This is a genomic window from Alteriqipengyuania halimionae (genome assembly GCF_009827575.1).
Lineage (GTDB): Bacteria > Pseudomonadota > Alphaproteobacteria > Sphingomonadales > Sphingomonadaceae > Alteriqipengyuania_A > Alteriqipengyuania_A halimionae.
In genome coordinates, this window is sequence record NZ_WTYR01000001.1 from 2,461,407 (window position 1) to 2,484,702 (window position 23,296).

At 63.1% G+C, this 23,296-nt stretch carries 23 protein-coding genes; 13 read left to right on the forward strand and 10 right to left on the reverse strand.

Features of this window, described 5'->3' with window-relative positions; all coding sequences use genetic code 11:
* The first annotated feature begins 220 nt into the window (after positions 1-220).
* Together GRI68_RS11860 and GRI68_RS11865 are read left to right on the forward strand one after the other, a co-directional pair.
* A complete protein-coding gene (locus GRI68_RS11860) occupies positions 221-937 on the forward strand; it encodes a DUF1013 domain-containing protein (RefSeq protein ID WP_160617443.1) in 717 nt (238 codons plus the stop codon).
* A gap of 67 nt (positions 938-1,004) precedes the next feature.
* On the forward strand, positions 1,005-2,672 hold the full coding sequence (locus GRI68_RS11865; RefSeq protein WP_160617444.1) for a long-chain-fatty-acid--CoA ligase: 1,668 nt from the start codon (positions 1,005-1,007) through the stop codon (positions 2,670-2,672).
* Between the two features lie 21 nt (positions 2,673-2,693).
* Here GRI68_RS11865 and GRI68_RS11870 read toward each other — a convergent pair whose 3' ends face one another.
* Positions 2,694-3,089 (reverse strand): bactofilin family protein, encoded by a 396-nt coding sequence (locus GRI68_RS11870; RefSeq protein WP_160617445.1) that lies wholly within the window; start codon positions 3,087-3,089, stop codon positions 2,694-2,696.
* Positions 3,090-3,093: 4 nt separating this feature from the next.
* Positions 3,094-4,245, reverse strand: a complete 1,152-nt coding sequence (locus tag GRI68_RS11875) for a peptidoglycan DD-metalloendopeptidase family protein (protein ID WP_234028793.1) — start codon at positions 4,243-4,245, stop codon at positions 3,094-3,096.
* A 297-nt stretch (positions 4,246-4,542) separates the two neighbouring features.
* Here GRI68_RS11875 and GRI68_RS11880 point away from each other — a divergent pair, with 297 nt between their 5' ends.
* The 11 genes from GRI68_RS11880 to GRI68_RS11930 all read left to right on the forward strand — a co-directional run bounded on the left by GRI68_RS11880 (position 4,543) and on the right by GRI68_RS11930 (position 13,515).
* Entirely contained in the window at positions 4,543-5,205 is a 663-nt protein-coding gene (locus GRI68_RS11880; protein WP_160617446.1) for a nicotinate-nucleotide adenylyltransferase, read from the forward strand.
* 67 nt (positions 5,206-5,272) lie between these two features.
* On the forward strand, positions 5,273-5,665 hold the full coding sequence (gene rsfS, locus GRI68_RS11885; protein ID WP_160617447.1) for a ribosome silencing factor: 393 nt from the start codon (positions 5,273-5,275) through the stop codon (positions 5,663-5,665).
* Positions 5,666-5,697: 32 nt separating this feature from the next.
* Entirely contained in the window at positions 5,698-6,117 is a 420-nt protein-coding gene (locus GRI68_RS11890; protein WP_160617448.1) for a 23S rRNA (pseudouridine(1915)-N(3))-methyltransferase RlmH, read from the forward strand.
* 9 nt (positions 6,118-6,126) lie between these two features.
* The gene (locus GRI68_RS11895; protein ID WP_234028794.1) at positions 6,127-7,347 is read left to right on the forward strand and encodes a murein hydrolase activator EnvC family protein; all 1,221 of its coding nucleotides are present in this window, start codon (positions 6,127-6,129) and stop codon (positions 7,345-7,347) included.
* A gap of 98 nt (positions 7,348-7,445) precedes the next feature.
* Positions 7,446-8,798 (forward strand): S41 family peptidase, encoded by a 1,353-nt coding sequence (locus GRI68_RS11900; protein ID WP_199799755.1) that lies wholly within the window; start codon positions 7,446-7,448, stop codon positions 8,796-8,798.
* 4 nt (positions 8,799-8,802) lie between these two features.
* On the forward strand, positions 8,803-9,294 hold the full coding sequence (locus GRI68_RS11905) for a disulfide bond formation protein B (RefSeq protein ID WP_160617449.1): 492 nt from the start codon (positions 8,803-8,805) through the stop codon (positions 9,292-9,294).
* A complete protein-coding gene (locus GRI68_RS11910; protein WP_160617450.1) occupies positions 9,291-9,833 on the forward strand; it encodes a demethoxyubiquinone hydroxylase family protein in 543 nt (180 codons plus the stop codon). The genes GRI68_RS11905 and GRI68_RS11910 overlap by 4 nt, the downstream gene beginning before the upstream one ends.
* A 60-nt stretch (positions 9,834-9,893) precedes the next feature.
* The gene (locus GRI68_RS11915; RefSeq protein WP_160617451.1) at positions 9,894-10,496 is read left to right on the forward strand and encodes a hypothetical protein; all 603 of its coding nucleotides are present in this window, start codon (positions 9,894-9,896) and stop codon (positions 10,494-10,496) included.
* Positions 10,497-10,546: 50 nt separating this feature from the next.
* Positions 10,547-11,662: a non-hydrolyzing UDP-N-acetylglucosamine 2-epimerase gene (wecB, locus tag GRI68_RS11920; RefSeq protein WP_160617452.1), complete on the forward strand. Its 1,116-nt coding sequence runs from the start codon at positions 10,547-10,549 to the stop codon at positions 11,660-11,662.
* Between the two features lie 86 nt (positions 11,663-11,748).
* A complete protein-coding gene (gene wecC / locus GRI68_RS11925; RefSeq protein WP_160617453.1) occupies positions 11,749-13,008 on the forward strand; it encodes a UDP-N-acetyl-D-mannosamine dehydrogenase in 1,260 nt (419 codons plus the stop codon).
* Between the two features lie 99 nt (positions 13,009-13,107).
* A complete protein-coding gene (locus GRI68_RS11930) occupies positions 13,108-13,515 on the forward strand; it encodes a hypothetical protein (RefSeq protein WP_160617454.1) in 408 nt (135 codons plus the stop codon).
* Here GRI68_RS11930 and GRI68_RS11935 read toward each other — a convergent pair whose 3' ends face one another.
* The 8 genes from GRI68_RS11935 to GRI68_RS11970 form a co-directional block, all read right to left on the reverse strand.
* A complete protein-coding gene (locus GRI68_RS11935) occupies positions 13,516-14,733 on the reverse strand; it encodes a hypothetical protein (RefSeq protein WP_160617455.1) in 1,218 nt (405 codons plus the stop codon).
* Position 14,734: 1 nt separating this feature from the next.
* On the reverse strand, positions 14,735-16,951 hold the full coding sequence (locus tag GRI68_RS11940; RefSeq protein ID WP_160617456.1) for a GumC family protein: 2,217 nt from the start codon (positions 16,949-16,951) through the stop codon (positions 14,735-14,737).
* Between the two features lie 17 nt (positions 16,952-16,968).
* The gene (locus GRI68_RS11945; RefSeq protein ID WP_160617457.1) at positions 16,969-17,694 is read right to left on the reverse strand and encodes a polysaccharide biosynthesis/export family protein; all 726 of its coding nucleotides are present in this window, start codon (positions 17,692-17,694) and stop codon (positions 16,969-16,971) included.
* Positions 17,695-17,726: 32 nt separating this feature from the next.
* A complete protein-coding gene (locus tag GRI68_RS11950) occupies positions 17,727-19,124 on the reverse strand; it encodes an O-antigen ligase family protein (protein ID WP_160617458.1) in 1,398 nt (465 codons plus the stop codon).
* Between the two features lie 4 nt (positions 19,125-19,128).
* Complete coding sequence (locus GRI68_RS11955) at positions 19,129-20,259, reverse strand: NAD-dependent epimerase/dehydratase family protein (RefSeq protein ID WP_160617459.1); 1,131 nt, start codon at positions 20,257-20,259, stop codon at positions 19,129-19,131.
* On the reverse strand, positions 20,256-21,155 hold the full coding sequence (locus GRI68_RS11960) for a hypothetical protein (RefSeq protein ID WP_160617460.1): 900 nt from the start codon (positions 21,153-21,155) through the stop codon (positions 20,256-20,258). Before GRI68_RS11960 ends, GRI68_RS11955 begins: the two co-directional genes overlap by 4 nt.
* The gene (locus GRI68_RS11965; RefSeq protein WP_160617461.1) at positions 21,152-22,210 is read right to left on the reverse strand and encodes a Gfo/Idh/MocA family protein; all 1,059 of its coding nucleotides are present in this window, start codon (positions 22,208-22,210) and stop codon (positions 21,152-21,154) included. The genes GRI68_RS11960 and GRI68_RS11965 overlap by 4 nt, the downstream gene beginning before the upstream one ends.
* Before the next feature lie 88 nt (positions 22,211-22,298).
* Positions 22,299-23,294: a glycosyltransferase family protein gene (locus GRI68_RS11970; protein WP_160617462.1), complete on the reverse strand. Its 996-nt coding sequence runs from the start codon at positions 23,292-23,294 to the stop codon at positions 22,299-22,301.
* Positions 23,295-23,296 lie beyond the last annotated feature (2 nt).

Sequence of the window (23,296 nt, forward strand, 5' to 3'; positions counted from 1 at the left end):
TCAATCCTTTATTCTCGGGCCTAGGGCGGGGCGGCTAACAAAGGGTGAAAATGGCCTTTGCCGGACGGTAGAACCTTTGCCGCGGGACCCGGCGTCGGTACGACATTCGGCAAAACCCTTGCCCGAAAGCGCACAAGCGCCTATCCCTCCTGCCAAGCGGCCGCTCCGGTAAGGGGCGGCCCGTTTTATTTTCACTTCCCGCAAGTGCCGGAGAATCAACGTGTCCGCTCCCACCCCCCTGATGCCGCATGCGACCGCCAGCTGGCTGGTCGACAACACTTCGCTCAGCTTCGAACAGATCGCCGAATTCTGCGGTCTGCACATTCTCGAAGTCCAGGCGATGGCGGACGATCTCGCGTCGAGCAAATACACCGGGCGCGATCCGGTGCGCGCGGGTGAGCTGACCAACGAGGAAATCGAGAAGGGCGCGGCGGACCCCGAATACAAGCTCAAGATGCAGAAGCAGCCGGTTGCGGTCGCGCGCACCAAGGGCCCGCGCTACACGCCGGTATCGAAGCGCCAGGACAAGCCCGACGGGATTGCCTGGCTGCTGCGCAACCACCCCGAAATCTCGGACGCGCAGATCGGCAAGCTGATCGGCACGACCCGCAACACGATCGGCGCGATCCGTGATCGCACCCACTGGAATATCCAGAACATCCAGCCCAAGGACCCGGTCACGCTCGGCCTGTGTTCGCAGCGCGAACTCGATGCGGTCGTGGCCAAGGCGGCGAAGAAGGCCGGGCTCGAGGATTCGAGCGGCGACGACGAGAAGCTCGGCGGCGATCGCGAGAAACTGATCGCGGAGCTGAAGCAGGAGCGCGAGGACGCTGCCAAGGCAGCAGTCGAAGCCGCGCAGGAAGCCGAGGCCGAAGCCTGGCTGCAAGCACGCAAGGATGCCGAGGCGACCGGCGAAGGCACCGAAGCCTCCGACTAGGCCCGGCTGCGGAGCGGCACGGCGGGTTTCGCTTGCCGCGCGTGTACCGACACGCCATGCTGCTGACATGGCTGTCAATTACGCTCAGAATTATTCGCACCCCGGTCCGTGGGACATGGACCTGCCGCCCCTGTCGATGCCCGATATGCTGCGCGCAACGGTCGAGCGTGCGCCCGACGCGCCGCTGATCGACTTCATGGGGCGTCGCTATAGCTACGCCGAGGTCTATCGCGATGCGCAGCGCTTTGCCGCCGGCCTCCAGGCCCGAGGCATAGCCAAGGGGGAGCGCATCGGCCTGTTCCTGCCCAATGTCCCGATCTATCCGGCCGCCTATTACGGGGCGATGATGGCCGGTGCGGTGGTGGTCAATTTCTCGCCGCTCTACACGGTCGAGGAACTGAGCCATCAGGTCGCTGACTCGGGCACTCGCCTGTTGGTGACGGTCGATCTGGATGCGCTGCTGCCGACTGCGCTCGACGTGCTCGATTCAAGCGAACTGGACGGGCTCGTAGTCGGTGATTTCGCCGGGATGCTGTCGCGGTTCAAGGGTTTCGCGCTCAAGCTGTTCAAGCGCGACATGCTGGCCTCCGCGCCCGACCGTGCCGATGTCACCGCCTGGGATGCCTTTTGCACCGATTCCCCGCTCGACCCGGTGGTGATCGATCCGGAAAACGATCTCGCGTTGCTGCAATACACCGGCGGCACGACCGGCACGCCCAAGGGCGCGATGCTGACGCACCAGAATCTCAGCGCCAATGCCCGGCAGGTGAATGCGGTCGATCCGCGCACGGACGAACGCGACATGATCCTCGGCGTACTGCCGCTGTTCCATGTCTTCGCCAATGCCTGCGTGCTCAATCGCACGGTGGTCAATGGCGGGTGCATGGCACTGCTGCCGCGGTTCGACGCGAAGGATGCGCTGGCAACCATCCAGCGGGTCAAGGCCACCGCGATGCCGGGCGTGCCGACGATGTATCAGGCGCTGCTCGATCACAAGGATTTCGCCGCGACCGACTTCTCGTCGCTTCGCGCGTGCATTTCGGGCGGTGCTCCGCTTGGACCGCAACTCAAGGAGCGCTTCGAAAAGGGCAGCGGTGCGCGCCTGCTCGAGGGCTACGGGCTGACCGAGAGTTCAGGCGTGGTGTCGACTAACTCCTACGAAGGCGAAGAGCGCGTCGGCACGATCGGGCAGCCGATCCCGGCAACCGAAGTGAAGCTGATCGACAAAGAGGATTCCTCCCGCCCCGCGCCCGATGGAGAGCCCGGCGAACTCGTTGTTCGAGGTCCGCAGATCATGCGCGGCTACTGGAACCGGCCCGATGCTGCCAAAGATGCCTTTACCGAAGACGGGTGGCTGCGCACCGGCGACGTCGCGGTGATCGATGCCGACGGGTTCATCAAGATCGTCGATCGCTGCAAGGACATGATCGCAGTCGGCGGTTTCAAGGTGTTCCCCAGCCAGGTCGAAAATGCCCTGCTCGAGCACGAGATGGTCAAGGAGGCGCTCGTGATCGGCGCGCCCGACCCCTACAAGGGGGAGCGGGTCGAAGCCTATGTTACTTTGCAGATCGATGATGGCGCACTCGGCGCGGACGAATTGCGCGACTGGGCCAACCAGCGCCTGGGCAAGCACGAACGGATCGCCGATTTGGTCATCCGCGACGATCTGCCCAAGACGATGATCGGCAAGCTCGACCGCAAAGCGCTCAAGGCCGAAGTTTTAGGCGAGGGCTGAGCCCGCCCTCGCGTTTCCGGCTTACTGAGCGACCTTGAGCTGAGGTTCGCCCTCCTGAGGAATGTCGGGCTGAGACTTTATCGCCTGCTTCACGACCTGCGGAGCAAACCGCCCATCCACTTTGGCGCCTTGTTCGATCGTCAGCGTCTCGTAATGGACGTCGCCTTCGATATGGGCGGTCTTGAGGATCACCAGTTCCTTGGCTTCGATCGAGCCCGACACCGTGCCCGCGAGCCGCGCGGATTGCGCTGTCACGCCGCCATGGATCGCCCCGGTTTCGCCTTGGACCAGGCTGGTGCAGGCGATGTCGCCTTCGACCTTGCCGTCGAGATGGAGATCCGCATCGGCCTTAATGTCGCCCTTGATCGCGACGTCGCTGCCGAGGACGGAGAACGTCGCGCTGCCATTGCCCGCCATGGGCTTACTCGCCGCGGGCCGCGACGTTGCGGCGGATTTCTTTGAGAACATGGGGAGCCTTTTCGAGGAAAGCGCGCGGATTGAGCGGCTTGCCGCCCTGGCGCACTTCGAAGTGGAGGTGCGGTCCGGTCGAACGCCCGGTGCTGCCCATCGCGCCGATATGGTCCCCGGCCTCGACCTGCTGGCCGACCCGGACCTTGAAGCCCGAAAGGTGGGCGTACCGGGTGGTCAGGCCGTTTGCGTGCGTGATCTCGATCAGATTGCCATAGCCGCCTTTACGCCCAACGAAGGAAACACGCCCATCGGCCGCAGCGCTGATCGGAGCGCCGATGCGGCCCTTGAAATCGAGGCCCGAATGAAAGGCTGCGCGGCGGGTGAAGGGATCGCGGCGATAGCCGTAGCTCGACGACACCATTCCGGTAGCGGCGGGAAGATATTGCGGCACACCGGCAATCCCGCGCTCTAGCGCGTCCATCCGAGCGAGGCTGAGGCCGAGGCGGACGAAACGCGGATCGATCTCACCGTTTTCGTCGAGCGGACCACCCATCGCCGTACGGTCGTTGACCGACGATAGCAGGCCGCGAGGGTTGAGGCCCAGTTCGCGCAATGCGGATGCAGCGCGTTTCGAGCGGCGATCGGCATATCGGGTCAGGCGTTCGACGAATGCGAGTTGCCTAGCTTCGAGTTGGGCGAGGTTGCGCGCCTCGGGGATCGAGAGGCCGATTTTTTCTACCGTCTCGCGCGCTTCGTCGCCGCTATCGCTGACGGTTTCGTCCGCCGCCGCTTCTTCGGGCAGGACGCCCAGATGCGCTTCGACCATCTGTTCGATGAACGCCTGACGCTGGCCGAGATCGTCTGCGACCGTGTCGAGATTGTCGCGATACGCGTCGACCCGGTTTTCCGCGCTGGCGACCCTGGCTTCACGATCGAGCAGCGCGGTGCGCTCGCTCTGTGCCAGGTACTGGGTCACGCCCATTGCGCCGAGGCTGATTGCCCAGAAGGAAAGTCCGGCCACCAGAATCGCCGCGGCGATGATCTGGAAGCGCGAGCTGATTTTGATAAAACGCACCTGACCCTGCGAGCGCATGAAGAATTCGCGCTCGGGGAACCAGCTACGCAGGCGAGCGATGTACCCGCCCGAGTTAATGTCAGTCAAAACGAAACCCCGTACCGTCCGTCGTGTGATCAGGACCCTACGCGGCTAGATCGAAAGGTCACGCGAGCGGCCGCCGTGCCGGGGTGAATCGTTACAACCCTGCGATGAATCGTTTCGTCGCAGGGTCAAAATGCGACGAGTTGTGGGAACATTCCTTAAAGGAGTGCATTTGGTTTCGTTTTGTTCCGCTCAGGCGACGAATCGGAGAAGTCGATTCGTGCCGGAAAGGGGGAGGCGATTGGTCACCGCTCCCAAGACACTTGCGGGCGCCGTTGCAAATGCGCCATCTGGAGCGCGATGACCGATACCGCGCTTCTCGGCGGCAGTTTCAATCCTGCGCATGGCGGACACCGCCGGATCACCCTGTTCGCAATCGACGCGCTCGGGTTGGACGAGGCGTGGTGGCTGGTCTCGCCGGGCAATCCGCTCAAGCCCAAGGCGGGGATGGCGCCATTGCCTGCCCGGATGGCCGCGGCAAAACGGCGCGCACGGAGGGCCCCGATCATTCCCACGGCGATCGAGCGCGAACTGGGGACGCGCTATACGATCGACACGCTTCGCGCGCTCAAACGGCGGTATCCCAAGCGTCGGTTCGTGTGGCTGATGGGGAGCGACAATCTCGCCCAGTTCCATCGCTGGCGCGATTGGCGGGCAATCGCGCGAACGATGCCGATTGCGGTGATCGCGCGCCCCGGTTATGATGATCGTGCGATGGCGAGCCCCGCCATGGCCTGGTTGCGGCGATATCGCATTTCCGCCGCCGGTTTTAGAGCAAGGGCCCGCTCAAGGGCCGATTGGAGTGCGCCTGCCCTGGTGATGTTGCGTTTCGATCCCGATCCGCGTTCCGCGACCGCGATCCGCCGCAAGTCTCCGGATTGGGCTTCCCGCTTTGCCAATCTGCCCGTGCGCGATCCCCTGACACACCGCCTGGTGACACCCGAACGGGAACCGGAACGCTGATGCGTCGTCGCCTCCCCTTGGCGTGGCGGGCGGAACACCCTACATTGCAGGAGCTATGGTCACACCGATGAGTCCGGCTAATTCTGTGCGCGACGAAACCGCGCCCCCGCATCCCCAGCCTCTCCCCGAGGCCGAGGAGGGTTCTCTGCACGAAACCGTGCTCAAATCCCTCGATGACGATCAGGCGCAGGATATCGTCTCGATCGATCTCGAAGGCAAAAGCGGCATCGCCGACTTCATGGTCGTGGCTTCGGGCCGATCGACCCGCCAAGTCGCCGCGATCGCGATGAAGCTGGGTCAGCGCATCAAGGAAGCGGGGCATCCGCCACCCAAGATGGAAGGCCTGTCGCAAGGCGACTGGGTGCTGATCGATGCGGGCGACGTAGTGGTCCACATCTTCCGCCCTGAAGTGCGCACGTTCTACAATCTCGAACGGATGTGGACGCTGGGCGAAGCATGACTTCGCGCGCGGTTTGAGCGGGAAGTCGAACCTTGCTGCTCCATATTATAGCGCGCGGAAAAATCGGTCGCTCGCCCGAGGCTGAGCTGGTCGAACGCTATCTCAAACGCATTCGCTGGGATACGAAGACCACCGAACTGCCCGATAGTGGGGGCACCATTCCCGCACCGCAGACACCGGCCCGGATCGTCGCACTCGACGAGCGAGGCAAGGACCTTCCTTCCGAAAAATTCGCCGATATCCTCGGTCGCTGGCGCGACGACGGGATTCGCGAAGTGCAGTTCCTGATTGGCGCTGCCGACGGGCATGAGCGCGCGGTACGGCAGGATGCCGACCTCCTGCTCGCCTATGGCAGCGCGACCTGGCCGCACATGATGGCGCGCGCCATGCTGGCCGAGCAATTGTATCGCGCCACCGCGATCCTTGCCGGGCATCCCTACCATCGCGCATAAGCATCTTCTATGCCCACACCACCCTTTCTAGCCAGCCTCGCAACGCTCGCATTAGCGGCAGTGGGGGCGGTTGCGATTGCAGCCATGCCGGAGCCCATGCCGAGGGCGGATGAAGACGCGGCAAGCGCGCGCGAAGCCATCGCCCGAGCGCGCACCCAGGCCCGCGAAGCGGCGGAGCGCGGCGATCGACTGGAACGCGAAGCCGCCGAGTCGGATGAAGCGGCGGAGAAGAGCGCGCGCGAAGCGGCCGCGCTGGCGGCCCGCGTTCAACAAGCCGAAGCAGAACGGGTGCTCGCCGAAGCCCAATTGCGCACGGTGGCGCGCGAGCGGGCGCGGCTCGAATCCGACCTTGCGGCGCGCCAACGGCCATTGATGGGTCTCACCGCGGCGCTTCAGCGCCTGTCGCGTAGCCCGCCTGCATTTTCGCTGCTGCGCCCGGGCACGGTCGAAGACACCGTCCGGGCCAGGGCGCTGATGGCGAGCACGCTTCCCGTGATCGAGCGCCGGACGAGCGCCTTGCGCAAGGAGATCGCGGCGATCCAGGGAATCGAGGCTCGCGAGCAAGCGGCGGCAGAGCGCCTCCGTGCCACCAAGACTCGCCTCGCCACGAGACGCCGCGAACTGCTCGCGCTCGAAACCGAACAGCGTCTCGCTTCGCGCCGCCTCGGCAATGATGCCGCACGCGAAGAGGAGCGCGCGCTCGCGCTCGCCGAAGAGGCGCGCGATCTCGATGAACTGGTCGAGGGATTCGATCGGAGCGCTGCCTTGCGCAGCCGGCTTGCCAGGCTCCCCGGCCCCAAGATCCGGCCCGCGCAGCCCGATGCTGCGGTAGCGTCGCCTGTCATCCCATCGCCAACATCCAGCGAACGACCGAACGAGGCCGCTCCGCAGCCCTATATCCTCCCTGCCAATGGCCGCCTCGCACGTGGCTTCGGCGGGGTTTCGCGCGGAGTTACGCTGGCGGTCGAACCGGGCGCTGCAGTCACTGCGCCGGGCGCAGGCCGCATTGCCTTCGCCGGGCCCTATTCAGGCTATGGCCGCATCGTCATCATCGAGCATGGGGGAGGATGGACCTCGCTTGTCACCGGGCTGGGGCGACTCGATGTCGATGTAGGAAACGATGTGGTCGCCGGCGGGTCGCTCGGGGTTGCCGATCCCCGGCTCGGGCAGGTGATGCTCGAGTTGCGCCGCGACGGCGAGACGGTCAACCCGCTCGCGCAGGTGCGGTAACGCGACGCAGGGCGAGCCGTTTCGCTTTCCCGTCGCGGCAAGCTGGTATTCATCACCAGCCTGCGATAAATCCTCCACAATCCAACAGGAGCGCCCGCTTGAAGACCAAATTCGCCGCCATCGCCCGTGCCACCGCGCTTGTCGTTGCCGTCGCCCTGCTGCCTGCCACCACGGCAGGCCTTGCCCAGGTCGATGCGCGCACGTCTCCGGATTTCGCCCGCCTGTTCGAAATCTACCAGATGGTGAAGGACAACTACGTCGAAGGCGTCGATGACGAACAACTGATCCGTGGCGCGATCGACGGCATGCTGGGAAGCCTCGATCCGCATTCGAGCTATCTCGACGGGTCGGCGATCCAGCGGCTCAACACAATGGTCGACGGCGAATATCAAGGGCTCGGCCTGTCGGTCGTGGGCGAAGAGGGCGCGGTCAAGGTCATCTCGCCGTTCAAGGGCAGTCCGGCCGAGGAAATGGGCATCAAGGCCGGCGACTACATCACCCATCTCGATGGCAAGTCGATCATCGGGCTCGATCTCGACGAAGCCGTCGCAAAAATGCGCGGGCCAGAGGGCACCGACATCCAGCTGACCATCTTCCGTCCCGGTCGCGACGATACGTTCGACGTGACCGTTACGCGCGGCACGATCCAGCTCGAACCAGTTACCTACGAACTCGACGGCACGATCGGCGTCATCTCGATCAACGAATTCGCCGCCGATGTCGGGGTCGATGTCGCCGAAGCGATCGATACGATGCGCCGCGACGTCCCGGGCGGCAAGCTCACCGGGCTTGTGCTCGACATGCGCAACAATCCGGGCGGCTCGCTGCGCGAAGCGATCATCCTGTCGGACCTGTTTCTCACCAAGGGCACGATCGTTTCCCAGAAGGGGCGGCGTAGCGAGGACAATCGCAGCTTCCCGGCGGAAATCGTGTTCCGCGGCGAGATCGCACCCGACATGCCGATGATCGTGCTGATCAATGCCGGCTCCGCCTCGGCCAGCGAGATCGTCGCCGGCGCTTTGCAGGATCAGCGGCGCGCGTTGGTGATGGGTGAACGCAGCTTCGGCAAGGGCAGCGTGCAGTCGCTGTTCTATCTCGATGATGACCGCACCAAGGGGCTCAAGCTCACCACCGCGCGGTATTACACGCCGAGCGGCAAATCGGTGCAGGAGGGCGGGATCGATCCCGATATCCGCGTGCCGCAGATGTCCGATCCGGACGCCGCGCGCCGCTCCAAGCTCGCCTTCCGCGAAAGCGATCTGCGCGGTCATCTGATCAACGAGGCCGATGTCGACGATCGCGAGTTGGAGAATGATCGGCAGACCGATCCGCGTTTCGATGTCACCGCCGAAGAGCTCGAAAAGCAGGGCATCGAGGATTTCCAGCTCGACTACGCGATCAAGACGCTGAACCGCACGTCCAATCCGGTCGGTCTCGCGAAGCGGAAATAGGAAGATGCCAAGGCCCAAGACCGCAGCGACTGCGCTCAGGACGGCACGCTCGGTTGCGCTTCTGGTGCCGTGCTTCCTGCTCGGCGGTGCATTGATCTCGCAATATGTCTTCGGGCTTTACCCGTGCGAGATGTGCTGGTGGCAGCGCTATCCGCATATCGCGGCGATAGTGTTTGGCATCCTCGCGTTTGCTCTCAAGCCGGCGCGCTGGCCGATTGCCCTGGCGGCTCTGGCCGTCCTCGTATCGGGGCTGATCGGCGCGTTCCATGCCGGGGTCGAATATGGCTGGTGGGAAGGCATCACCGGATGCGCATCGGCGGTCGATTTCGGCAATGGCGATCCGCTCGAGGCGATCATGAATGCCGACCTGATCCGCTGCGACGTCGCGCCGTGGTCGCTGCTCGGTATTTCGCTCGCTGGCTGGAACTTCCTTTTCTCGAGTGCGGGCGCGCTGATCGTGTTCGCACTCCTCATCAAGACGCGGAGACCCGCATGACCGATCATCCCCAGTCTCGCTCCACCGCCGCCGAGCGGCGCGCCCAGATGATTCGCGTCGACCAGGCCGGAGAATTCGGCGCGACGCGGATCTACAAGGGCCAGTTGGCAGTGATGGGCAATCGCTCGCACCTGTCGACCGAGATCGAGGGTATGGCGCGGCAGGAAGAAGGCCACCGCTCGCGATTTGACGCGTTGATGGCCGAACGCGGCGTGCGTCCTACGGCGCTGCAGCCGTTCTGGTCGGTCGCGGGGTATGCGCTGGGCGCGGGCACCGCGCTGCTCGGCCCCGAAGCCGCCATGGCTTGCACCGCCGCAGTCGAGGAAGAGATCGACCGCCATTATTCCGACCAGCTCGACGAATTGGGCGAAGACGATCCCGAACTCAGCGAAATGATTGCCGAGTTCCGCGAGGATGAGCGCGAACATCGCGACGCTGCGCTCAATGCGGGAGCCGAACGCGCGCCGGGCTACCCGCTGCTGTCGGGCGCCATCCGCCTCGGCTGCCGCCTCGCCATCCGAATTTCCGAGAAAGTCTGATTTTACCGGAACCGTCGCGCTTCATCCTGCGCTAATCCGGTGGAGACAAGGATCTAAACCATGCAGAAACCCACTATCGTCCTCGCCCCCGCCGCTCTTGCCATCGGGCTCGCCTTTGCGTCTCCCGCCATGGCTCAGGATGAGAGCACCAAGATCAACCAGGTGTTCATCACCGAGGACGAGGAATGCCCGCAATCGACCGAAACCACGATCGTGGTCTGCGGCAGGCTCGAAGATCCGTATCGCATCCCCAAGGAATTGCGCGGGGCCAGCGGTCCCCAGGCCGAACCATTCGAAGAACGTGTTCGCAGCTATGAGATCATGACCGACACGGGCATCCAGTCCTGCTCCCCCGTGGGCGCGGGTGGTTTCACCGGCTGTACGCAGGAAATGATCCGTCAGGCCTATGGCGAAAAGGCCGTCGCCGATTCGGTGCGCTTCGCCCAGCTGATTGAGGAGGCGCGCGCCGAACGCCTTTCGGAAATCGACGAAGATGCGGCGGAAACGCAGCGCCGGGTCGAGGAGCTCGAAGCAGCTTATATGCGCAAGCTCGAAGCAGAGCGGCGGGGCGAAGACCCGGATGCCGAACCGCTCCCGGCGCCCGAAGGGCAGGGTACCCCCGCTTCTGACGAGGCCGAAGACGCCGAAGCACCCGAGGCTTAATGACAGTTTAGGCTTCGCACGCTAACTCCGCCCGCAATGGAGTGGGGTGCATGAAAACAATCCTCGTCGTCTTCGGCACACGGCCGGAAGCCATCAAACTGTTTCCGGTGATCAATGCCCTCCGGGAGGCGGACGGCATACGCCCCGTCGTATGCGTTTCCGCGCAGCATCGTGGTCTGCTCGACCAGGTGCTCGCAATTGCCGGGATCGTGCCCGATTTCGATCTCGACATCATGACGCCAGGCCAGACTCTCGATGCGCTCACCGCATCATTACTGGTCGAGCTGGGCAAGGTGATGGACGACGTGAAGCCCGATCGCGTGCTGGTCCAAGGCGATACCGCAACGGTCATGTGCGGCGCGCTTGCCGCCTATTATCGCAAAATACCGGTCGACCATGTCGAAGCGGGGCTGCGCAGCGGTAATATCTATCAACCCTGGCCCGAAGAGGTGAATCGCAAGGTCGTCGGCAGTTTTGCCGTGCTTCATTTCGCGCCGACCGAAACCGCCGCCAATGCGCTGAAGGCAGAGAATGTCGACCCGGCGGCGATCCACGTGACGGGGAATACGGTGATCGATGCGCTGCACTGGGTCACCGACCGGATCGAGCGCGAACCTGAATTGGCCGACGCGCTCGACGATCTGAAAACGCGCTTTTCCGGCAAGCGGATCATCGGCGTAACCAGCCACCGCCGCGAGAATTTCGGTGGCGGTCTCGAAGCGATCGCCGAAGCGATCCGTCGCCTCGCCGCGCGCGACGATGTCGCCTTGATCTTCCCTGTCCATCCCAATCCCAACGTGCGTGCGGTGATGGAAGAGGCACTGAGCGGGCTCGAAAATGTCGCGATGATTCCCCCGCTCGATTATCCCAACTTCGCGCATCTGCTTTCGCTGGCGGACATCATGCTCACCGATAGCGGCGGGGTGCAGGAAGAAGCGCCCGCGCTCGGCAAACCGGTGCTGGTGATGCGCGACACCACCGAGCGGCCCGAGGGCGTGGCGGCAGGCACGGCCAGGCTCGTGGGGACCGATGCCGACACAATCGTCGCCGAGGTCGAGCATCTGCTCGACGATAGCGACGCGTACGAAGCGATGGCGCGGGCGCACAACCCCTTTGGCGACGGGAACGCAGCCGAGCGGATCGCGCGTCTTATCGCCGCAGCGTAAGCGGAGCGCTTCCCACGGTTTCCGTTTCCGGCGATTTAACCCTATCGCGCTAGGTCAGCTGCGAAAGACAAACAAATAGGGCGAATATGCCGAACGGACAAGACATGACGGCGTGTGTGATCGGGCTGGGCTATATTGGCCTGCCCACCGCTGCGATCATCGCACGCGCGGGAATCGAGACTTACGGCGTCGATGTCAGCCAGGACGTGGTCGACACGATCAATCGCGGCGAGATCCATATCGAGGAAGTCGATCTCGACGGACTGGTGCGCGGGGTTGTGCAGCGCGGCCTGCTTTCGGCCGGAACGGCGCTCCGCCAGGCCGACGTGTTCGTGGTCGCTGTGCCGACCCCGTTCGAAAAGGACGGCAAGCATACACCCGACCTGAGCTATGTGATGGACGCGGCCGCCAAGCTCGCGCCGGTGCTTGCGCCCGGGAACACCATCATCCTCGAGTCGACCTCGCCCGTCGGCACCACCGAAGCAATGCGCGACCGGATCGCCGAACTGCGTCCCGATCTGAAGCTGCCGGGCCTGACCGAGGGCACCGCGGACGTCGCGATCGCCTATTGTCCCGAACGCGTCCTTCCCGGACGCATCCTGGTGGAACTGATCGACAACGATCGCTCAATCGGCGGGATCACGCCGCGCTGCGCACGCAAGGCTCTATCCTTCTACAAGAAATTCGTGCGCGGCGAGTGCATCGTCACCGATGCGCGCTCGGCTGAAATGACCAAGCTGGTCGAGAACGCCTTCCGCGATGTGAACATCGCCTTCGCCAACGAGCTGTCGATGATCGCCGATGCGATGGATCTCGACGTGTGGGAAGTGATCCGCCTCGCCAACCGGCATCCACGGGTGAACATCCTTCAGCCCGGACCCGGTGTGGGCGGGCACTGCATTGCGGTAGATCCGTGGTTCATCGTCCACGGCGCGCCCGAACAAGCGAAGATCATCCGCACCGCGCGCGAGGTCAACGACGCCAAGATGGCGCATGTCCTCGAACGTGCGACGGCGCTGTGCGAAGCACATTCGGACAAGCAGATCGCCTGCTATGGCCTCGCCTTCAAAGCGAATATCGACGATTTCCGCGAGAGCCCGGCGCGTTTCGTCGCGGCCCGGCTCGCCCGCAAGTTCGGCGACCGAGTGGCGATCGTCGAACCGCATGCGCGCAGCCTCCCGATCGAGTTCGAAGACACCGGCGCCACGCTGACCGATCTCGACGACGCGCTCGAACGCTGCGACATTCATATCGTGCTGGTGGATCACGACGTCTTCCGCGCAGTGCCCGCCGAAGAGCGCGGCGATGCGCTGGTCTACGATACACGCGGCATCTGGCCCGACTGAGACAGTGCGCGATGGACCTGCAGACCGCCGCGCGCTAGGGCCGCGCCAGACGCATTGAATTACGGGTTCGCCATGTCACGCTTTTCGTTTGCTATGCTCATGATCGCTGCGACCGCTTTGGCCGGCTGTTCGTCGGAGCCTGCTCCCGCGTCGGATCGCGCTGAGCCCGCCTCGGCGCCGGCGGGCACGGCCCGACTGCTGTCGCTAGGCAGTCACTTGGTCGAAGAAGGCGGCACGAGCGCCGAACTCGCATTCAATTGCGCTGTCGCATTGCGCGTCACCGAGGTCGCGGTGGCCCCGCTGACGACGGCCGCCAATGCCGATCAGATGGAACTGATCAAGCGGGCGAGCGAGATCTACACGCGTCGCGCGGTTGGCACGGAGGCAGGTCGTACGGAGCGCGAAGTGACAACCGATATCGCGCGTCAAACCCGGGCGAAGATGGACGAGAAGTCAGAGCAGGCCCAACTCGCGATCGTCTGCCTGCGCGGCCTGAAGCAGCGCTGATCAGCGCCGGGCAAGGCTCGGAGAGGAAATGGTCATCGAGGTGTCTCGCGGTTCGTAGCCGATCCGTGCGAAGGCCGTGACGATCTGGCTTTCGCACCATTCCGGGACCTCGAAATCGGCCTGGACCGTAAATTCGTTTTCCATCGCGACAGTCCGGTTCAGGACCGTTTCCTTCCGCTCTCCGCCGATGCACTCGATCTGCCAACGCAGTTCGCTGTCCGGTGCGAAATCATCGGCGCGTTGCTGGGCTGAAAACGTATAACTGCCCGGCGCAATGGCAGCGACCTTGCGCATGATCGGTCCGGGAAAGCCAGGTTCGAACGTGCTCGAGAGCTCGTAGTCGCCGTCATCGGCAACGAGGAATAGCGAATCGACGCCTGCGATATCATAGCGTTGCCAAGAAACCGGCGTGTAGCGGGCGTTGGTCGACGCGTCGGTCATGGCCAAGCTCGCAAGGTAGGCCGGATCGGCACCGTCCAGCGAACGATAGTAACGCAGCGCCAAGTCCGTGCGGCCCTCGCTCACCAGGCGGCTCAAAAGCTGGCTGTGGAGGGCTTGGTAAAAATCGCCTTCGGGCATGCCGCCCGATTCAATCAGCAGCGCAACGACGTCTCGCGAATCGGGTGTGGTCGCGACCGCCTGACGAAGAAACTCACCGAGCCACGGCGTGTCGCGCTTGAGGTACGGCTGCAAATGGGCACGGATTGCAGGCGACTTAATCGCCGCCGCAAGCACGGGGAGCAGCAGGGCGCGGCTCGATTCGCGCATCCGCATCGCATTGTCGTAGTGATAGAGTACGGATGCAACGTCATCGTCCTCGACCGCGGTCTCGATCAGAAACAGCTGGGTCCCAAGATCGCGGCGCGAAAGGCGGTCCGACATAGCGACCAGCGCCTTGAACCGATCAAGTTCGTCGGACGAGGCATTGGTGCTCGCAAACAGGCGGAACGCCGGTGCATTGAGGGGAAGAGCGGCGATCGAATCTCTTGCCGCGGCAAATAACTGGTCACCGCTGGAGGTCGATTCCCCACCCGCCTGCGCCAGTCGTTCCGCGCGGCGGATGATCGCATCCGGATTGTCGCCATCCAACGCTAGCGCGGCTTCGGGATTGGCCCGGGCGAGCGCGAAGGAGGCCGAGAACAACCCTGCGCTGACGGCGACGAAAACCGTGGCCAGCGCGGCCAGCGCAATGATCGAATATCGAGTGGCCGGCCGCATATTAGGCGCGCTCTTCTTCGTCCTGACCGTAGCGGAACCCGTAGCCATATCCGTAGCCATACCCGTACCCAGTGGTGGATGCGTTGTCGAACTTGGTCAGGACGCCGCCGAGCAGGTTGGCGCGGCTGTCACGCAGGCGATCGAGCGAAAGGTTGATGCCACGGACCGGAACGCCGCGCGATTCGATCACGTAGACAACGCCGTCGACTGATTTCGAGAGGAGCGGTGCATCGGCGATTCCGAGCAGAGGCGGTGCATCGACCACGACATGGTCGTAGTTCTCGCGCAGCTTGCTGATTAAAGTACCTGTCCGATCGCCACTGAGGAGTTCGGCGGCGCTTGGCGGCGTGGGGCCTGCCGTCATCACATCGAGGTTCGACATGTCGCTGTGGTTGATGAGCAGGGCAAGGTCGTCTTCGCCGGCAAGGAAATTCGCGAAGCCCTGGCCGTTGGCCATGCCGAACGCATTGTGAACCGACGGGGAGCGCATGTCGGCATCGATAATGATAACGCGTTTGCCGGTTCGGGCGAGAATGCGCGCCAACGCGTAAGACGTCGTGCTCTTGCCTTCGGCTGCCCGGCTCGAAGTGATCATCACCACGCCGGGGACCCCTCTGGTCGAAGACAAAGCGAGGTTCGAGCGAATCGTGAGATAAGCCTCCGACACCTCGGACTTCGGATCGTCGACGAGGTCGGCGATTTCTTCGTCGTCCTCGGCCACCGGAACCACGCCCAACAGGGGCAGGCCAGTGGCGCTTGTCACGTCGTCCGGTGTCCGGATCCCGTCATCGAACTGCTCGAGCAGGAACACAACGACTGCTGCGGCCACCGCACCGCCGAACAGCGCGATGAGCAGGTTCAGCATCAAATTGGGCGAAGACGGCGCTCCCGGCACTTGGGCCTGGTCGACGATCGCGATATTGCTGGCACCCACCGACGCTACGCCGATCTCGCGGTAGCGCTGGAGCGTGCCCTCATAGAGCTCGCGGTTGGTATCCACCTCGTTCTGGAAAATATTGTACTGGATTCGCGCGCGTTCCTGATCGCGGAGCTGTCCAGTTAGCGCGTCGACGCGGGCAGTCAGATCCTGCTCGCGCTTGAGCGCTGCCTGGTAATCGGCTCGCGAGCCACCGCGCAGACGCGATTCTTCGCGGGCAATGGAGGTTTCGAGCGCATCGATCTGTTCGGCAAGCGCGCGCGCTGCAGGATAGCCGGGTTCGAACTTAACCATCATCTCGGCATATTGCGCCTGCAAGTCGGCGAGCCGGTTGCGAAGATTGGCAACCGCCGTATTGCCAGCGAAATCCGACCCGCCGGGCGATGCGGCGCGAGCTTCCAGGGCAACACGCTGGGCGGTGGCCTCGACCAGCGCGGAATTCAGTTGTTCGAGGGTCGCGGCCTTGAGCGTGGGCGTCGCAACGGTGCGGCCGTCCTGCTCTTGCCGGTTGAGGATCACGATGTCGTTTTGGTTGGCGTAAGTCACCAACTTGCGTTCGGAGTCTTCGACGTCCTTGCGCAATTCGGCGAGGCGTCGTTCGAGGAAGGACTGGGCATCGCTGGTCATCGAGAAGCGACGGTCGATGCTCTCGGCAATGAACTGTTCCGACCAGGCATTGGCGATTTCTGCCGAAAGCGCGGGGCTGGCACTGGTGTAGACGATATCGACCAGCGAGGATCGCGCGATAGGCGAAATCGAGACATTTCCAAGGAGCAGCCCAACCGCCCCTTTGCGCAGTTTATCCAACTCCTCGCGGGTGGGAACCTGGCCGGTCGATTCGCGCAGCGGAAGATCGTTGATATCGATGCCATGGGCCTCGAAAAATTCGGGGCGGGTGGCCAGACGCAACTCACGTTCGACCCGTTCGGCGACGGACCTTGCGGTCAATAACTGGTACTGGGTTTCGTAGAATTCCTGATCGAATGTACGATCGACATCGTCGACGCCTTCGACGTTGGTGATCCGCTGGTCCTGCCGCGCGATTTCGAGACGCGAGGATGCGGTGTATTGCGGCACGGCGAGCAAGGTTGCGGCGATCCCGGCGAGCAACGCCGCGGCGACAACCCCGAGGATGATCCACTTGCGGCGTAGAATGATCCCGAGATATTCGCGAATGAGGGATGCCTCGTGCCCCTGGTGATTGGCGGTGGCATCGGAATAGACTTCCGGCGCGGAGAAGATGTTATCGCCTTCCGGCGAGAAGTTGGTTGCACTAGACATCGTGACCCGGTCTCCGCTCAGAGCGTATTCTGCAAAAGAATCGTCAACGGCGTGGCGACCAGCGTTGCCGCACTTACGATGTTGTCGAACAGGCGCCGCGAGTTGCTTTCGCCGACGACGATCACGTCGTTGGGATAGATCGCCGGATCGTCATACATTCCGCGGCTGATCGCTTCGAGATTGTAAAGCGTCGCCATGCGCTGTCCCGACACGGTGCGAAAGACGACGACATCGCGCGAATTCGCGAACTGGCCGAGTCCGCGCGCCTTGGCGATCGTCGTCATCAACGAAGATTTGCGAGCGACCGGATAGACGCCCGGCATCTGAACCGAACCGTACACGGTGACTTCCCGTTCGGTCGTCTGCGTGACAAGTGTGCTCACTTGCGGATCCCGGACGAAGTCGCCGCGCAGTCTTTGTTCGATGCGTTCGGAAACTTCTTCCGGCTGCAGGCCGGCGACTTCGACGGTACCGATGAGGGGGAACGAGATTCGACCGTTCTCGTCGACCGCGACTTCGCGATTGCTGAGGTCGGGAACGCCAAACACGTCGACCTTGAGGCGATCGCCGATCCGCACGCGCGTATCCGTAGGCACGCCTTCCATGTCGGCGTCGGTCGGCGCAGGCATTTCGCCCTCGATGACCTCGAGGCCCGGCGCACCACCCACCGGTGCGGGCGTACTACTGCAACTGCTCGCCAAGAGGGAGCAGAGCGCAATGCCCATTGCCGCAATAGATTTCATGTCGATCCCACCCGGTTCGCTTCGACGCGGCTTCAAGGCCGTGCTGTTTGTTTTGCCTGCCCCGCCGAAGCAGCGGGCAGTCTCATCCATACCGCCGCGACCGCAGCCACACAGGCCAGCGACGGAACGCGCAGGGGGTAATCGACCAGACTCCAAAGTCCAAGAATAAAAAGCGCGGACAAGCCCACCCAAGACAGCAGGTCGGGCGTCCGGCCGAGTGGCAAACGGGCCCATGCCGTGCGCCCTGTGCGCGCGATCGCAACCATCGCGAGTACGAGCAGGATGACTGCCGGGACGCCCAGTTCGAGGATCCACTCGAGCCAATCATTATGCGCATGGTTCCAGTAGGTGGTGCCGAGCATGTCGCGAGGCTCGTGGACCTGAAACAGCTCGACGAACGATCCCACGCCCGAGCCGAAGGGCTGGTACTGGCCCATGAACCCGACCACGGTTTCCCAGACCGGCCAACGGTTTTCGTCGGCTGCGCTGGTTTCGGCGAGGCGACCGAGTCCGTCGGCACGCGAGAAGGCGATTGCGATGAATGCGGTCACGAACACGGTGGCGATCGCTCCGACGATATAAAACGGCTTCAGCGACCGGGCGCCACGCTTTCGCACCGGGGGTTCCCATGCGCGGATGAGAGCGGCGCTGAACAGCGCCGCGATCACCAGCCCCACAAACCCGGCGCGCGACCCCGTTGCAAGAGCCAGCAAAACCAGCACGATTGCAGTGGCCCCTGTGGCGGTGTGCACCAGCGCGCGAACCGCGCCTTTGGCTTTCAGCCCGAAGACCGCGAGCATTGGAAGCGCTATACACAACATGGCAGCGGAGTGATTGCGGTTGGCGAAAAGGCCGACGGGATAATCCGTATTGGTAACCGCATAAGGAAACAGCGAGCGGTTGAGCCCGCTGGCGACCTGCGCCACGGCAAGCAGTGCGCTCGTGGCCGCGAGGGCGAGGATGACCAGCAGAAGCTTGCGATGCTGGTCTACCGTCAGCTGCATCGCGAGGATCATGGCTGCAGCGGGGACCAACATGGCGTAAAATGCATTCCAGCCACGGTGCGGCGAAAGGGTCAAGGGACGCCATTGGTCTTCGAGCCCAACGAGGCGACCTGCTTCGACCGCGATGTCGCGCCCGGGCAGCGCCGACCAGATTGCTGGTGGCAGCGGCACCACATGCAGCCCGATCAGCACCACGATGGCCGCCATGATGCCGAGTGCGAGGCGATGGATGTGCACCTGATCGCGCTTCAGTGTCACCAATCCGATCGCTAGACAGATCACTCCGAGCGGGCGCAGCAGAATCAGCGAGATGATATCGCCGCGCGAGCCCCCACCCATGAGGAAGACGGCAATCATCAGCACAACAAGCGTGAAGAACGGAATCGATCGGCTATCGAGCCGCTTGAGAGTGAACTTTCGGCCCATAGCTCTACTTTAGCAATTTGCGCTCGCGCATTTCGTCGAGGCTCTTCTGATAGGCGCTTTCCTGCGGGCCCGAGGCTTTCGCCCAGTCTGCCAGACGCGCAATGCCGCGTTCGAAATCGAACTGCGGGGCAAAACCCAGCCGATCGCTGATCTTCGCCATATCCGCGTAGTTGTGGCGGATGTCGCCAAGGCGGAAATTGCCGCTGACTTCGATCGGCACGTCGGCTTCGAGCAGGCGAGACAAGGTTCGCGCAACGGTCATCACGCTGACCGGCACGCCGGTTCCCACGTTGAAAACCTCGTTCGCGGCGGCCGGATGCTCGACGCCGAGCACGGTCGCTTCGACCACATCGTCGACGAACACGAAGTCGCGGCTTTCCTCGCCATCCTCGAAGATGTTGATCGGCTTGCCCTGCATCATCAGGTTCGAGAAGATCGAGAGGATGCCGGTATAGGGGTTGGAGAGCGACTGGCCGGGGCCGAACACGTTCTGATAGCGGAAGGCGACGCCTTCGATCCCGATCGACGGGCACACCGTCATCACCAGCTGTTCCTGCACCTGCTTGGTGATGCCGTAGACCGAGCTGGGGTGGATCTTCGAATCCTCGTCGGTCGCGACCAGTTCGAGCGTGCCATCCACTCCGGGTTGCTTCACTTCGAAATCGCCCGCTTGCATGTCGGCTTCTGCGCGATGCTCCGGATAGACATAGCTGCCATCGGGGGCGCGATAGCGGCCTTCGCCGTAAATCGAGCGCGATGAAGCCACGACCACGCGTTTTACCGCATGATCTCCGTTCGCCAGGATATCGAGCATCAGAGATGTGCCGCCGATATTGACGTCGGAATATCGTTCGATCTGGTACATCGACTGGCCGGTGCCGGTTTCTGCGGCGAGGTGGACAACCACCTCCTGGCCGTCGAGTGCGCGCTCCATCGTAGCGCGATCGGTCACCGAGCCACGGATGAACGCTGTCTTTTCGGCAATCGCGCGATAGCCTTCGGATTGTTCCGGATCGGCACCGTGTACCTGTTCAAGGAGACTGTCGAGCACGGTCACGTCGTGACCTTTTTCGACGAGTCGCAGCGCAAGCCGCGAGCCGATGAACCCGGCTCCGCCCGTAATCAGTACCTTCATGCGCTGGCTCCCTCGGGTTCGATCAGCGAAACGCTCTGCCGGATGTTGCCGGGGGAGGACGCGCCGAACACGACCGACTGGATATTGTGGCGATTTATATATTCGTAGGCTTCGGCCGGCGGCACTGCGCCCGACGCGAGAGTCGACATTGCCATGACCGGGTACTTGGTTCCGTCGTTTTCGGCCAGTACCTGCTCATATTCCTCGACGCCCGGTGACATCAGATAGCCGATCTTGTTGATCGAGGCGCAGATGACGACATCCTCGATCCCCCATTCGATCAGCTTGGCCCGCAGGAATGGCAGGTTCTGCGTAATGAGGCCGGGGTAGGCGCCGTACTTCTTGCGGATATGCTCGCAATAGGCCTTGAAGGGTTCGGCCACGTCGTAGCCCAGCATCAGATCGACGATGACGTTCTGCAGGAACACCACCCGGACATCGAGATCGTGATAGATCTCCATCTCCTGGTCGACGAGCATCTTCATCAGCTTGACCGCGTCGAGAGTCGCGACCGCCATGCCGCCTTTCAGCATCTTGCCGAGCGCTGATTTGGCGCCTTGCGCGAACAGAATTTCCTGCACCGCGCCGACCATGCCGCGATCGTTGACCATGCTCGCATATTTATGCGGATAGGGGATCGAGGGATACCAGCGCAAATGGCCGTATTTGTCCGGATCGGCGCGGAATCGGTCGCAAATGCCCTTTGCGCGATCATTGCTGTTGAGCATGATGCCTTCGATGCCCGCTTCGATCGCGTGATCGTAAACAGCCATTACATTGTCGAGCTTGGCAAATCGTTCGGCACGTTCCTGTGCCTTGTCCTGGCTCATGTGGTTGATGCCGAAGAACTGGTTGTCGCCGAACACGATGCGGTCGATGGGGCCGTTGGCGCTCATGCAGCGTCTCCCTGGGCATTCGCGGCACCGTCGGCGAACAGCTGTTCGATGACCCGAAGATTGGCGCTCGCATCAGCGAAGGTGCAGCGCACCGGTGCAGGCTCGCCCGCCTTTGCCGCGCGCACGGCGTCGATGAAATCGAACATCTGCGCGGTGTATTCGATGCCGCGGACGTAGAAGGGCACGCTGGAGAACACATCGGTGATGTAGAGCTGGTTCCAGCCCTCTTTCAGTCCATGCGCCTCGTGCGCCCGGGTAAGGAAAATCTTTATCCCGTGCTGGTCGACCTGGATCTTGCCCTCGCTGCCGAAGACTTCGAACTTGTTGGTCGGCTTGCGGAAACTGGCATCGGACCAGTTGACGTAGATCGTGCCGGCCAGCCCGCTCTCGTAGAACAGCGAGGAGCTGACCACGTCCTCGACCTGCTTGGACCAGACCTTCGTCAGGCTGGTGCCACCGACCCTGTCGGGCGCGCCGAGCATGTAGTTGATCAGGTCGAGCGCATGACTCGCCATTTCGTAGACCGCGCCGCCACCATTGGCATGGGTCGAGCGCCAGCCCGCGTCGCCCGGATCGCGGATGATCGTAGGGCTGAACATTTCGCTGCGAAAGCGCAGCGGCCTGCCGATAAGACCATGCTCGATGAAGCTCTTGGCCTTGGTGAACATGTCGTTCCAGCGATTGACGTAGCCGACCTGGTTGACGAGCCCCGCAGCGTCGAACGCGCGGGCGAAACGTTCGCCGTCGCCCGCGGAAAGCATGAAGGGCTTTTCGACGAACGCGTGGAGCTTCGCCTCGAGCGCAGCATCGAGAATCTCGGGATTGAGCGCGGGCGGGGTGCAGACGAGCACACCGTCGAGCTGCTCGCCTTTCAGCAAGCCCTTGTAATCCTTGTAGGTCGAAACCTTGGTATACTTGCCGAGCATCGTGGTTATGAGCCTGGATGGATCGGCGACGCCGGTCACTTCGGCGTGTTCGTGCGCATTGGCGATCGAGAAATGGGTGATACCCATCCGTCCCGCGCCGACGATGCCCAGTTTCAGCGAATTGTTCATGAATTAAAGTTCGACCCAACGGCGTATTTGTTTTGCGGTACCCAACGGCGCCGATTGCGCTGGCCTTCTAATGACCCAATCGATCAAGTCAAACGGCTTGCGGCGGCTCCCGCTCGCCGATGATTTCTAGCAGACAATCGGTCACAGAACGCCATTTGATCGTCGGCCGCTTGCCCTTCAGCGCGGCCACTTCGAGCGCGAGGGTCGCGGGATCGTCGCCGGGCTCGAACACCACGCGATGCTCCTCGTCGAAATGGGGGCTGCGCGCGATATTGGGGTTGTTGGTGATCAGCTTCGCGCCGCTCGCCAGCGCCTCGAAGCTGCGCATGGTCAGCCCGGTCTGCTTGTCATGGGCGTAGTCGATCGTGAAATCCGACGTGGCCAGCACGCGCCGGTAATCCTCGTACGGCAGCGGCGTGCGATGGATATGTTTGCGCCAGCGGCGATAAAGGCGCGGCTGCTTGAGGAAGTTCCACGCCAGCGAGCGAATGTCCTGCTCGAAGATGTAGAAGAACGAATCCTCGGGCCGGATATCGAGCGCGCGGACCACGGCGTCGAGATAGGCGAGCCGGTTGGAATGATTGCGCATGATCGCGGAAAATCCGATCCGGATCGGCTCGACTTCGGCAGGCGGGGCCTGGGCCGAGAACAGCTCCACCAGCGGCCAGCCCTTGTCCTTCGCATCGCGCGAATCGAAGGTAGAGACGCGGTCGATCCCTTCGGCCCAGCGTTCGGTCGCGCGGTCGTAGGCGAGCGCATCGAAATGATAGCCGACGACCCTGTCCGCATGAGCTTTCAGGTCCGCGACCAGCTGCCTGCCGACCCCGCGCCCCTTGATGATGACCACCAGATCATAGCGCTTGCCCGTCAGAAACCTCTCGTTGACGACGCGGCGCGTGATCCGCCGCGCCACTTCGAGGTCGAGCTTGGCGATGACCTTGCCGACGGGGTTCTCCGGATATTCCTCGTTCGCCTCGGTCACATCGTAGCCGAGCTCGCGCAGCGCGTTGCCGAACATTCTCGCGAAGCTGTAGAAGGTGCGCGGGAGGATCAGCAGGCAGGTCTTGTCGGCGTGATCGGCCATCG

What these genes read in the sequence shown, in the direction of transcription:
- GRI68_RS11865 (WP_160617444.1), top strand. Translation starts at nt 1,005, where the DNA reads ATGGCTGTCAATTACGCTCAGAATTATTCGCACCCCGGTCCGTGGGAC.
- GRI68_RS11870 (WP_160617445.1), bottom strand. Translation starts at nt 3,089, where the DNA reads ATGGCGGGCAATGGCAGCGCGACGTTCTCCGTCCTCGGCAGCGACGTC.
- GRI68_RS11880 (WP_160617446.1), top strand. Translation starts at nt 4,543, where the DNA reads ATGACCGATACCGCGCTTCTCGGCGGCAGTTTCAATCCTGCGCATGGC.
- rsfS (WP_160617447.1), top strand. Translation starts at nt 5,273, where the DNA reads ATGAGTCCGGCTAATTCTGTGCGCGACGAAACCGCGCCCCCGCATCCC.
- GRI68_RS11895 (WP_234028794.1), top strand. Translation starts at nt 6,127, where the DNA reads ATGCCCACACCACCCTTTCTAGCCAGCCTCGCAACGCTCGCATTAGCG.
- GRI68_RS11905 (WP_160617449.1), top strand. Translation starts at nt 8,803, where the DNA reads ATGCCAAGGCCCAAGACCGCAGCGACTGCGCTCAGGACGGCACGCTCG.
- GRI68_RS11910 (WP_160617450.1), top strand. Translation starts at nt 9,291, where the DNA reads ATGACCGATCATCCCCAGTCTCGCTCCACCGCCGCCGAGCGGCGCGCC.
- GRI68_RS11915 (WP_160617451.1), top strand. Translation starts at nt 9,894, where the DNA reads ATGCAGAAACCCACTATCGTCCTCGCCCCCGCCGCTCTTGCCATCGGG.
- wecB (WP_160617452.1), top strand. Translation starts at nt 10,547, where the DNA reads ATGAAAACAATCCTCGTCGTCTTCGGCACACGGCCGGAAGCCATCAAA.
- wecC (WP_160617453.1), top strand. Translation starts at nt 11,749, where the DNA reads ATGCCGAACGGACAAGACATGACGGCGTGTGTGATCGGGCTGGGCTAT.
- GRI68_RS11930 (WP_160617454.1), top strand. Translation starts at nt 13,108, where the DNA reads ATGATCGCTGCGACCGCTTTGGCCGGCTGTTCGTCGGAGCCTGCTCCC.
- GRI68_RS11935 (WP_160617455.1), bottom strand. Translation starts at nt 14,733, where the DNA reads ATGCGGCCGGCCACTCGATATTCGATCATTGCGCTGGCCGCGCTGGCC.
- GRI68_RS11940 (WP_160617456.1), bottom strand. Translation starts at nt 16,951, where the DNA reads ATGTCTAGTGCAACCAACTTCTCGCCGGAAGGCGATAACATCTTCTCC.
- GRI68_RS11945 (WP_160617457.1), bottom strand. Translation starts at nt 17,694, where the DNA reads ATGAAATCTATTGCGGCAATGGGCATTGCGCTCTGCTCCCTCTTGGCG.
- GRI68_RS11950 (WP_160617458.1), bottom strand. Translation starts at nt 19,124, where the DNA reads ATGGGCCGAAAGTTCACTCTCAAGCGGCTCGATAGCCGATCGATTCCG.
- GRI68_RS11955 (WP_160617459.1), bottom strand. Translation starts at nt 20,259, where the DNA reads ATGAAGGTACTGATTACGGGCGGAGCCGGGTTCATCGGCTCGCGGCTT.
- GRI68_RS11960 (WP_160617460.1), bottom strand. Translation starts at nt 21,155, where the DNA reads ATGAGCGCCAACGGCCCCATCGACCGCATCGTGTTCGGCGACAACCAG.
- GRI68_RS11965 (WP_160617461.1), bottom strand. Translation starts at nt 22,210, where the DNA reads ATGAACAATTCGCTGAAACTGGGCATCGTCGGCGCGGGACGGATGGGT.
- GRI68_RS11970 (WP_160617462.1), bottom strand. Translation starts at nt 23,294, where the DNA reads ATGGCCGATCACGCCGACAAGACCTGCCTGCTGATCCTCCCGCGCACC.